This is a genomic window from Cohnella herbarum (genome assembly GCF_012849095.1).
GTDB lineage: Bacteria > Bacillota > Bacilli > Paenibacillales > Paenibacillaceae > Cohnella > Cohnella herbarum.
The window spans coordinates 3,718,682-3,730,149 of record NZ_CP051680.1; the positions used below are offsets into that span (position 1 = coordinate 3,718,682).

Below are 11,468 nucleotides of genomic sequence, written 5' to 3' on the forward strand. Positions count from 1 at the left end.
TGTAGTGGAGGTATGAGACATGCAAGCGTTACACCCATCCAGATCCAGTTCAAGTCTGCTTCGCAACAAAATTTACATGCGCGTATATAGCGCATATGCCGCGGCAACTTTCGGCGACTGGTTCGACACGTTGGCCATTCAAGTGCTTGTCGGATATCGCTGGCAGGCGAGCCCGCTTATGTTAGCTCTTATTCCGATTGCCAACGCTCTGCCCAGTATCCTGCTAGGATCGTTTGCGGGAGTCGCTGCCGACCGTTTGAATAAGCTGAAGCTGATGCGGATTTGCGATCTGCTTACCGCCGCGCTGACATTGCTATTGTTACTGGCGCCGAACATGTATTGGCTGCTTCCTCTGCTTATGCTGCGGGCGTCAATTTCTTCATTAAACGTGCCCGCCCAGCAGGCGCTGACACGCCGTTTAGTGAGAGATGATCAGTTGCTTCAAGCCACTTCGCTTAACGGAATCGTGAACCAAGGCTCCAAGATCGCCGGTCCTCTATTGGGCGGATTCGCCTTAACTTTCCTGTCCCCGCACTGGTGTATTTTGCTAAACGCTTGCTTTAGGGTCATTTCTTATCTGCTACTGCTTACCGTTAACAATTTCGAGGCGGAAAATGAAAGGAAGGCGGGCGATGAGGAGCAGCGAATTCCATTGCGTAAGATGTGGCAAGAAGGCTGGGGCTTCATTCTACACAGCCGCTTGCTGCTCGTTACGATGCTGTTCGGATTAACCGGGTCGCTCGCCATTCAGATGATCGACTTTCAATTCACGAGCCTCTTCCGCTCGGTGGCGCCGAATCGGGAATCCTTGCTCGGTTGGATGGTGGCAGCGGCTGGAGCAGGCGCAGTACTCATCATTGTCGCCATGAATAAAATGAATCGCGCAGCGGGTTATGGTTGGAAGTTCGGAAGCGGTTATGCGCTGATCGGCATAGCCGTTGGGGGGCTTGGATTGCTCCCAGCCGGGGTTTCGGTACTTCCCGTTCTTGCGTTGGGTTTCGTACTGGGCATCGGCAACGGGTTGTTCATCGTTACGTTCAACTATTGTCTGCAAAAAGAAACGCCCTCGCATATGACCGGCCGCGTTTTCGGCATTCAAAGCACGATTCTGGGGTTTGTCATGATAGGAGCGCCGTTGCTTGGAGGACTTCTGGTGCAAGTTGCCGGACCATCTCGTACGTTCCTGAATATGGGCCTTGCGATTACGGGAATCGGAATAGCCGGCATTGTGCTGGGCAAAGTGTTATGGCCATCGACTAGAAAAGCGTTTAGTAGAGATAGCGCCGTGGAGCAGAGTTCTTTTTGATCGAGGGCAAAACGATTGCCCATCCGTGCTCCGAGTCGGTGCTGTAGCGTTACTTCTTGGCACTATGGCTTCATCCGTGCTCGGAGTCGGAGCTGTAGCGTTACTTTTTGGCACTATGGCTTCATCCGTGCTCGGAGTCGGCGCCGTAGCGTTACTTCTTGGCACTATGGAATCATCCGTGCTCGGAGTCGGTGCTGTAGCGTTACTTCTTGGCACTATGGCTTCATCCGTGCTCGGAGTCGGCGCCCTAACGTTACTTCTTGGCACTGTAATCACATCATCTCGCGTGAAGCCTTGCACCGGTACAGCGATCATTAATCATTTTTTCCATCAACGCTCTTTCCGACTACCTGAGCGAACTGCACATACCTGCACAACTAACCTGTAACTTATTGGATGTGTGTACTTTGCTCAGGAGCTAAATTCCGTAGGATCAAGCAAAATTCGCTCAAAAAAAGAGCGGGTTATCTATTCGATAACCTGCTCTTGCTCTTGATTTTAGCCATGCGCCTTATCTTAATGACATTGCCTTTGCCGAGCGGCTTTTGCACAATTCGTTTCGTGAAACAAAGAGAAATCATTTTCCGTTATCCATTAATCGCAGAATTACCGATACGGACTCCGCTCTCGTCGCGATGGCTTCAGGCTCGAATTTGTTGCCGCCGCGACCTTGCATGATACCCGAGCTCGTTAACCGTTCTACGGCTTCTTTCGCCCACTTCGGAATCGCTTCGCGGTCTGCAAAATCAAGCTTGGCCTCCGGTCCGGCCCCGCGTGAAGAGCGTTCGCGACCATCACGGCCATCTCCGCCCGGGTTATCCGATCGTTCGGCCGGAAGGTGCCGTCCGAATATCCTCTGAGCAATCCCGCTTCCGCCGCCCGTGCAATGGCGTCTTGTGCCCACGTTCCGATCCGGTCGTTATCCTTGTATGCGAGAGAAGCTTTCTTATTCGGTAGGTTCAACGCCCGTACGAGCATAACTGCGAACTCGGCCCGCGTGACGGCTTGGTTAGGCCGGAAAGTTCCGTCGGAATACCCGGCGACGAACTTATGGATGATCGCTTGCAGAATCTCTTTTTCCGCCCAATGTTTCTGGATATCAACGAATGAAGCAACGGGATCGGCGGGGCTGCCCTCATTCGTATCGACCTCGATATCGGCGGACTTGCCGACCGCTAACACGGCGAATTTGGTAAAATGATCGACTTCGACCGTTATCCGGTTACCGGATACGACCCCTCCTAGCTCCACCCATTTCATCCGTTGTTCATCATAATAGAAAATCGAAGGCTTCATCTCGCCTTTTATCCGTGCCGGGTCGAATTTCATACTGATCGTAATGGGACTGAGGAAACGGCCCGTGAGACTCTTTACCGCTTCGAATACGGAGCTGGCCGAATTCTCTCCCTGTTCGAAAAGGCGAGACGTATCCTTCACCTGCGTTACCTTAAGACGAAGATCGCGATCCGTCGATCCGGAAGGGACGAGGATCCTGAACTCGTCGTCGAGAGCGACCTCTCCCTTCTGACCTGCGGGAATAAACGCTTCGCTTAAGTCGATCGTGGATCCGCCGCCCCCTCCGCTCGGTTGGCTTGGATTACCGCCTGGGTTAGGGTTTGCAGCGACAGTCACCGTCACCGTGTACGACTTTGTAGTTCCGTCCTGCGCCGTGACAGTATAGGTCACCGACAAAGAGAAGTCGTTCGGCGTCAATCCGCTCGCTTGCAGCGTCGAACCTACCTTCACTAGCGAGCCTGTCGTTGCGTACGTCGCCACCAAGCCGCTTACGTCCGTTCCGTATGGCACGGTCGCGGAGATCGTCGTTCCGCTAATCGTTCCGACGACCGCAGGTGTCAAGCCCTCGAAGCTAAACGCCGTGAGATCCTTTGCATCGCTTGCAGCAACGCTCACCGTCACCGTATACGACTTCGTCGATCCGTCCTGCGCCTCAACCGTGTACGTTACCGGCGATGAGAAATCGTTCGGCGTCATTTCGCTCGCTTGAACCGTCGTTCCTACCTTCACTATCGAACCGGTCGTGACGAACGTCGCCACCAAGCCGCTTACGTCCGTTCCGTATGGCACTGTCGCGGAGATCGCCGTTCCGCTGATCGTTCCGACGACCGCAGGTGTCAAGCTTTCGAAGCTAAACGTCGTTATGTCCTTGGCATCGCTTGCCGCAACACTCACCGTCACTGTGTATGCCTTCGTCGTTCCATCCTGCGCCTCGACGATGTACGTCACCGGAGACGAGAAGTCGTTCGGCGTAACCCCGCTCGCTTGCAGCGTCGAACCTACCTTCACTAGCGAGCCTGTCGTTGCGTACGTCGCAACCAAGTCGCTCACGTCCGTTCCGTATGGCACGGTCGCGGAGATCGTCGTTCCGCTAATCGTCGCGACTACCGCCGGAGACAAGCCTTCGAAACTAAACACCGTCAAGTCCTTAGCATCGCTTGCCGCAACACTCACCGTCACTGTGTATGCCTTCGTCGTTCCATCCTGCGCCTCAACCGTGTACGTTACCGGCGACGAGAAGTCGTTCGACGTAATTCCGCTCGCTTGCAGAGTAGTCCCTACCTTGACGGACGATCCCGTCGTGGAGAACGTCGCAACCAAGTCGCTCACGTCCGTTCCGTATGGCACGGTCGCGGAGATCGTCGTTCCGCTAATCGTCGCGACTACCGCCGGAGACAAGCCTTCGAAACTAAACGCCGTTAGGTCTTTCGCCGGGTTCGGCGCAATCGCGACGGTTACCGTATAATCTTTCGTGGACGTCCCATCTTCCGCGGTCACCCGATACGTAATCGGCGAACGGAAGTCGTTCGGCGTAACCCCGCTCGTCTGAGCGGCGGTCCCTACTTTCACCGTGGCCGCCGGCGAACTTTCGAACGTTGCTACTAGCGCGCTCGCATCCGTGCCGTAGGGAACGGTAGCTGTAATCGAAGCGCCGCTAATCGTACCGGTTACGGCCGGGGATAAACCCTCGAAACTAAAAGCCGTGAGATCCCTCGCCGTGCTCTTCGCCCGGGTTACGGTAATCGTATACGTTTTGGAAAGCGTTCCATCCCCGAAGTCACGATCACGTCGACCGTATTCGTGCCCGTATTCAACGGGAGCGGCGAACTGTTCTGACCGCTGGAGACGGAGACGGCGGTTCCCCCGTTTACGCTGGCCGATATGGTCGCACCGACGCTTGTCGTGGTCGGCCTTACGGTCAGACTGGAGACGCCATTGCCCACGGATGCGGCGTAACTCGTCGTATTGGCGCCGAACGCGGGATTCAGCGTTCCGGAGGATAACGTCAATCCCGTCAGCGTGACAGAGCGAACGACGGAAATCTCGTAATCTTTCGTCGTTCCGTCTTGGGCGGTGACCGTAACGACGATGTTGTTGGTGCCGACCTTCAGCGCCAGATTCGAGCTGTTCGATCCGCTGTTCACGCTCACGGCCGTACCGCCGTTTACGCTTACCTTAATCGTGGCGGTCGAATCCGCCACCGTTGGCCTCACTGTGACCGAAGAGGTGCTGTTTCCGACGCTTGGCGTCGAATAAGACGTCACCGTCCCGCTAAAGGTCGGGCTCAGCGATCCCGCCGTCGTCGTCAACGCGCTCAAGTTCGCGTTGGAACTGCCGGCCGGGCGATTCACCGTTAACGTGTACGTTCGGCTCGCCGTTTCGTCCGCGGAATTGACAACGATCGTCACGGTCGTATTCCCCACGGCCAGCGCTAAGTCCTGGCTAGCTTGACCGCTGGAGACGTCAGCGCCGTTCACTGTGACCGTCGAGCCGGCACCGCTGACCGTCGGAGTGACTTTCAGAACGGACGTCCCAATAGGGACGGAAACATTGTACGTTATCGTTGCCTTGGCGAAAGCAGGATTCAACGAGCCCGCGGAAAGCGTCAGCGCGCTTAATCCGGCGTCGGACGGATCGGCCCGAATAACCTCCAGCGCATAGTCCCGCTTGTCGATTCCGTTAGCGCTCGTCAATCTTACCGTTACGGCGTTGCTCCCCGAAATCAGATTCGTTCCCCCGATCACGGTAACCGCGTCAGCGGAATCCAGAGGAGTCCCCGTTACGGTTACGCTTGTCGCGCTGCCGGGCACGGTCGTCGAATAACTCGAGTTCAGATTATCGACGGACGGAGCTACGGAGACCGCGTCCCCCGTACTCGCCGTTACCGTCATGTCCGTGAGCCCTAGCGGCTTCTTCGATTGCAGGTAAGGCGTCGTTTTACCACCCGCGATCGTCCATACCGTTGCGAAATCCCAAGAAGCGAAGCTGCTTTGCTGCTTCATCGCGGCAGTCGTCAACCCCGTCATCCCGCTGCTCGACCCGGTTCCGGCTCCATTGCTTTTACCGGAGGTCGTCGTATTCCAGTAGTTTCGTTGTAAATCCGCGCCCGTACGCTTGCCCGTGAAACCGCCGGCCGCGCTGCTTGCTTGAACCTTGCCCGTAGCGTAGTTGTCCGTATAGGTTCCCGAACTGCCGTCTCCGATCAATCCCCCGGCCGTCGCGCCGGTCGCGGTGACCGCTCCCGTCGCGAAGCTGTTCGTAATCGTTCCCCCATTATCGTAACCGATCAAGCCTCCTACCTGAGCTGCTCCTTTGACGGCACCTTCCGCGAAGCTTTCCGTTACGATTCCGAAATTCTGCCCGACGAGTCCTCCGACTTGGTTGCCGCTTCCCGTCACTTCGGCGATGGAACTGCTCGAGCTCACGGGGCCGTAGGAAAGGCCGAACGCGCCTCCGACGTAATTCCGTCCCTTAACCGTACCGGACACGTGGATGCCGGACGCCGAGAAGCTGGTCAACCACCCCGAAAGGATGCCGACCTGATCCCGACCGACGACGTTGGCTCCTACGATTCGAAGATCGTTGACTGCGCCATCGTAGATATAGTTGAACAATCCGACGTCGTCCTGGTTCGGCCGATTGATCTTCAACCCCGTAATCCGATGGCCGCCTCCGTCCAAGGTGCCTTCCAAATACATCGGATCCCAGTTCGCAAACGACGACAGATCGATGTCCGCGATCAATCGAAAATCCTTCTGATAATAATCCGTCTCCCGGATCTTGTCGAATTGCTGAGCCGTCTCGACCAAATAAGGCGAAGCGGCCGTGCCGTCTCCTCCCGCGAACGGGGATCGAACGACTGTAAGGGTATACGTAAGCACGGTGCCGTCGGACGAAGTAACCGTCACGACTACCGCGTTGTTACCAAAAGAGAGGGAGCCGCCTCCGGTTACCGTATATGTCGAATCCGGATGGCTCGTCGTCGCCGTCACGTTCACCGAGGTCGTCGTCGACGGAGCGTTAACCGTATAAGCGTGCGTGTCGCTATCGAATCCGGCAACCGCGACGCCGTCGACCTTCAAATCCGTCAACCTCGCATCCGATGACAACGCGGAGGATGAAAGTTTGCGGATCGTGATCCCGTAAGTCCGCGGAGTCCGGATACCCAACGGGTCGCTCACCGTGACCGAGGCGGCGTTATCTCCGACGAGCAGGGAAGTCCCCCCCGTCGTCTGAATCGCGGAACCGGCGTTCGCGGCCGTTGCCGCGAACGTCAGGGAAGCCACATCGGACGCAACGCTGACCGCGTATTGCAGGATCCCCGATTGAAACGCTGGCGTCAGATTGGCCGTCGTTCCGTTATCGGGAACCGCGGTTAATGCGGCAAGCCGCATCGGCGCGTTGTTCGACAGGACCGGATACCCCGTGCCGGCCGGATCGGCCCACGTTCCGCCGAAGTCCCAACCGGAGTAGCTTGCCGCGTTATAGCGGTTGACCTCCGTGAGAGCGGTCGCCGCATAGAAATCCGCGCTATAACCGAATCCGTACTGCTGTCCGGTGAGAGCCGGATCCCAATAGTTGCGTTCGTAAGTCGATTGGTAATCGTATCCTCCGAATCCCCCCGTAGTCGCGTCTCCGGTAACGGCTCCGACCGCGTAGCAGTTGACGAAGGCCACCTCGTACAAACTGCCGATCAGGCCACCTACGACGCTTGCGCCGCTAACCGAACCCGCCGCGTAGCTATCCCGCAAGATCGAGCCGTTGCCTCTTCCCAGCAGTCCGCCGATCGAGCCTACGCCCTCGACAGTTCCGGAGGCGTAGCTACGTTCGATCGTACCGCCCAGCGTCATGCCGATTAGTCCGCCGACGTAGTCGCCCGTGCCTTGGACGTTTCCTTCCGCGAAGCTGTCCGTAATCGAAGACGTGCTTACGTTGTAGGCGCCGAACTGCCCGATCAAGCCGCCGACCGTGTCGGTGCCGCTGACGACGACCGATGAACCGGAGAAACTTACCGACGTATCTTGAACATCCCCGGCTAATCCTCCGATAATTCCGCCCCCGCTCATTTGCCCGGAAGTGTAGACGTTGTCTATGTTTCCGAAATAGATCGTTCCGGCCAGAATGCCCGAATCGTTGTTCCCGGTTACCTGGGCATCCGCAACAATCAGTCGGGACACGCTTCCCCCGCCGATGTATGCGAACAATCCGGCTCGGCTCGAGTCCCCTCGGTTCACGACCAGTCCGATAATTCGATGCCCATCGCCATCCAGCGAACCCCCGAAGCTGGGGATCGGAACCCATCCTCTCCCCCCGTCCGCCGTAGCATAGACGGACAAATCAATATCCGCGACCAGCTTATAGGCGGCGGACGGATTCGATCGGATGGCGTCGAATTGCTCCGGGTCGGCGATCAAATAAGGATTGCCCGGCGTTCCGTCTCCTCCCGCGAACGAAGAAGAAGCCTTAATCTCGCTAACGGGAAACAAAGCCGCGACCATCGCTCCTATCAACAGGAGGACGGTTGCGCGAAACAACCGCCTTTTCTTGCTTATCATCTTTTCTAAACCTCCAATTCGTACAGGGATAACTCCACCGTATCAAAGCAAGGTAAAACGACGGTAAAACACAAAAAAAACTACGATAAACCGATTATCCGACACGATATTCGAAAAACTTCCGTCAAATTAAAAAAGCACCCATCCCTGATCGGAATGAGTGCTTCGTCTTATGGTTTCAAGCGCTCTCGCAGCGTTTGCAGCTTCCTCGTATGAGCGCTCGGGATAAACTCGTGCCCGTGATAGCGATGAACCGAAATGTCCTTCGGGCATTGCAGATGATTATATGCGGCGAAGACGGTGGACGGCGGCGTCACCGTGCCCACTTAACCGATGCAGATCCAAGTATGACAACGAATTCGCGTACGTAACCACCCCCGGCAAAGCCAGCAGCGCCTCGATCCTCGCGCCGCGGAAACCGGCGAACGCGATTCGAAACACGCGCACCCGATCGCTCGGATACTCCACGGGCACTCTCTCCAACACCTGCAGTGGCGTTCGGTCCAGCTCTTCCAGCCCGCGCTCCCAGAATACATCGAAATCGTCGGGCTTCGTCAACCGTGGCCGATAATGACGCATTTCCTCCAAACTCATATCGAATAGCTGCGCGATGTCCATTCCCTCCTTGATTTACGCCAATACGACGAGCAGATGCGCCATTTGCTTCGGTTCGAGCTTCACGGTCAGACGCTGCCCGTCCATCTCGTCTATCCCGGCGCGAAATTGCTCCAGCGCATCCGTATGGCAAGCGGCTTCGATCGTCCTGCCCGGGAATCCGATCCGGGCTTGCGTTTCGCCATCCGTGCAATTGCCCAACCGGATCAAGATGCCGGAGCCTTTCTCGGAAGGCTTGACGTCGAACAACTGAACGCCCTCGTCTCCGCTTAACTCGATGAATCGTCCCGCTTCCTCCTGAGCGCATACGACCGCCGGAATCGAAATCACCGGCGTGACGGCCTGCACGGCCTTCGCCATCGTCGCTGCCGGATCGAACTCGCGGAACGTCGACAACACATACGTAAAAGTGTTAAAGCCCGGCTGGCGAGCTCGGAAATTCGTGTCCCAATAGTTGTTCATCGGCCACGCCAGCAGCAGCGGATTGTCGCGACGTTCCACGTGCTTCTGCTCTTTGCCGAAATGGAAGTCTCCGACCTGCACGAGCGGCGCATCGACGCAGACGAGCGTGACCCCGTGTTCTTCGTCCGCGACGGAGACGCTTTTATCCACCGTCAAATAATCCCTGCATACTCCCGGTAGCTGCTGCGCATCCATTTCCGCGAATTGACCCGCCGTATCATAATGGCAGCGCCACTTCTTAAGGTTCAGCGGGAACGCGAAATACGTTCCTTCCGGCGTCGTAATATCTTCTTTAAGGAAACTAGCTTTAAGTTCGATATCGCCTCGATCGCCGAATAACGTGATTCGCTGCTCCAACTCTTCGACGCCCGGCGCCTCCCACTTCAGGAATAGCGAAGCGCAATTCGCCCCTCGCTCGACCCGGCAAGAGATCAGCCGTGAATACGTCTGCCTTCTCGCTTTCCAATCGTGATTCCACACGCTGATTCCTTCGTTCCCCTTCGCCACGTCCCGCGGGAAAATCGCGTTGCGATCGTTCGGATGGAACGTTGGATCCACGGTTTCCTGAACGTATTGAAACAAACTCCACGGACTGGAGAGATCGAGCGTTTCCCAGTCGTTCTTCTTATCGAACAAGCTCGTGATCCGTCCGGTTATAAGGTTGAAACGTAAGCGGTGGAAAGGAGTCTCGATCCGGCCTTCCTCTACGACGACTTCGCGTTCCCATGGTCCTTCCCCGTTGATCTCGGTTTGGCCCGGGAACGCTTCAATCCAATCCGACGGTTCTGCAGGCTTTAAATCGCGAAAAGGGATTTTACGCCAGCTGAACGGCGGCAGCTCGACGATCCCATAACTTGTATGCAGAGGATTCCGTTCGTTGTTCATCAAGACGTGCCGCATGCGGTCCGCCGCCAAATGCCGTCCGGACGCTCTGAAACTAGACGGGATTTGAATGTCGTACGCGATCGGAACGGAAGAAGGGTTCGCCAACAGCAGTCCTTCCGGCTCTTCCGATTGGGGCGGATTGCCTGCCAGACGTTCCATCTGAGTGCCGAGCAGAAAGCCTGTCAAGCTGTTCGCTTGGTAAGCATAATGCGCTTTATGCATCCACTGAATGTCGGTATTGGAATGATTCGGCTCGCTGATCGAATGGAACACGCCCCAGGTGTGCTCGTCGTACAGCATGATCTGCTCCCATGCTTGCTTCTTGATCCGATCATACGAAACATCGTCGATTTTCTCGAACGAATCCAGTAAGTCGACGGCTTTCATCCCTTGTTTCGTTCTGCGGTTCAGCTTCGTTTCCTTGGCCGCGCTTCCCGAACCGAAATTCCAGTAGTCGGTCCAATCTCCCGCGTGCTCTTGCAACAGTTCTTTCTTCGCGTTCACCCGCTCCCGCAATAGCTCCGGCGTAACGAACGTTATCGATGGCTCGCTGCCTTCCGCGTTCCACCTGCGAATCAGTTCCGCAAGCTCGCGGTCGGGCGGATTGTTGTCGTACAGCGGAAGATTCGTCGCGGTCAAATAGACGAAATCGAACGGATAGTCGGGATTCGCTTCGATCTTGGCCAAATATTTCGCAAGCCCCTCCGCCATGATGCCCGTATCCGTCGCATTGACGTCGCACACCTGGCTGAAGAGGGAATAGTGTTCTCCGTTAAAAGCGAGCAGCTTCCGACCGTCCGGCACTTGCCATTGAAAAGCGCCGGGCCGAGCGAGCGGAAATCCGCCGAAATGGATGTTGATTCCCATAATGAAAAAGTCGATTCCGGCATCGAGCAACAGTTGCCCGTAAGGCCAAGGCTGGCCGTTCACGTCATGGTGGATCGCCGTCTTCATTTCGATTCCGAAACGAGAGCGAAGCTGGGCGATCGGCTGCAGCATCCTTGTCATCTCTTCCGCCGTACAGAGCGGAGTCGCATGCAGGAACGAAGCCGATAAGCTCAACTGTCCGTTGTTCAAATATCGCTTCATTCGCTCGACTTGTTCCGGGCCGGCCGTCTCGAGCCATAACAATACCGGATAGCTCGATTCGCACGTCCAACGGAACCGGTCGCGCTCTTCCCATTGTTCCGTAAGCTCGCACAATTGCAACGCTTCGTCGATATATCTTTTTTGCAGTTCCAACAAGATCGGCTGCGCGTGCGTGTAGCCGATATCCAGGTGACTATGGTGCAAGACGAGTACTTCTTTAATTTTCGGCATTGCTTTCCACCCCATGTCGCGACAATGGC

The 11,468-nt window shown here is 56.3% G+C and carries 6 protein-coding genes; 1 reads left to right on the forward strand and 5 read right to left on the reverse strand.

The window, feature by feature from the left end; all coding sequences use genetic code 11:
* Positions 1 to 19: 19 nt before the first annotated feature.
* The gene (locus HH215_RS16380; RefSeq protein WP_169280881.1) at positions 20 to 1,306 is read left to right on the forward strand and encodes an MFS transporter; all 1,287 of its coding nucleotides are present in this window, start codon (positions 20 to 22) and stop codon (positions 1,304 to 1,306) included.
* 699 nt (positions 1,307 to 2,005) lie between these two features.
* Here the strand turns inward: HH215_RS16380 and HH215_RS16385 are convergent.
* From HH215_RS16385 to HH215_RS16400, 5 genes are all read right to left on the reverse strand, one after another.
* Positions 2,006 to 4,345, reverse strand: a complete 2,340-nt coding sequence (locus HH215_RS16385; protein ID WP_510549641.1) for an SGBP N-terminal domain-containing protein — start codon at positions 4,343 to 4,345, stop codon at positions 2,006 to 2,008.
* The gene (locus tag HH215_RS16390; protein WP_169280883.1) at positions 4,336 to 8,157 is read right to left on the reverse strand and encodes a beta strand repeat-containing protein; all 3,822 of its coding nucleotides are present in this window, start codon (positions 8,155 to 8,157) and stop codon (positions 4,336 to 4,338) included. The genes HH215_RS16385 and HH215_RS16390 overlap by 10 nt, the downstream gene beginning before the upstream one ends.
* 170 nt (positions 8,158 to 8,327) lie before the next feature.
* Positions 8,328 to 8,483 carry an acetylxylan esterase gene (locus HH215_RS36405; RefSeq protein ID WP_310735602.1) on the reverse strand — a complete coding sequence of 52 codons (156 nt, stop codon included), beginning with the start codon at positions 8,481 to 8,483 and terminating at the stop codon, positions 8,328 to 8,330.
* Positions 8,440 to 8,775: an acetylxylan esterase gene (locus HH215_RS36410; RefSeq protein WP_254450510.1), complete on the reverse strand. Its 336-nt coding sequence runs from the start codon at positions 8,773 to 8,775 to the stop codon at positions 8,440 to 8,442. The genes HH215_RS36405 and HH215_RS36410 overlap by 44 nt, the downstream gene beginning before the upstream one ends.
* A 12-nt stretch (positions 8,776 to 8,787) precedes the next feature.
* Positions 8,788 to 11,439, reverse strand: a complete 2,652-nt coding sequence (locus HH215_RS16400) for a glycoside hydrolase family 38 N-terminal domain-containing protein (protein WP_169280884.1) — start codon at positions 11,437 to 11,439, stop codon at positions 8,788 to 8,790.
* Positions 11,440 to 11,468: the final 29 nt, after the last annotated feature.

What these genes read in the sequence shown, in the direction of transcription:
- HH215_RS16380 (WP_169280881.1), top strand. Translation starts at nt 20, where the DNA reads ATGCAAGCGTTACACCCATCCAGATCCAGTTCAAGTCTGCTTCGCAAC.
- HH215_RS16390 (WP_169280883.1), bottom strand. Translation starts at nt 8,157, where the DNA reads ATGATAAGCAAGAAAAGGCGGTTGTTTCGCGCAACCGTCCTCCTGTTG.
- HH215_RS36410 (WP_254450510.1), bottom strand. Translation starts at nt 8,775, where the DNA reads ATGGACATCGCGCAGCTATTCGATATGAGTTTGGAGGAAATGCGTCAT.
- HH215_RS16400 (WP_169280884.1), bottom strand. Translation starts at nt 11,439, where the DNA reads ATGCCGAAAATTAAAGAAGTACTCGTCTTGCACCATAGTCACCTGGAT.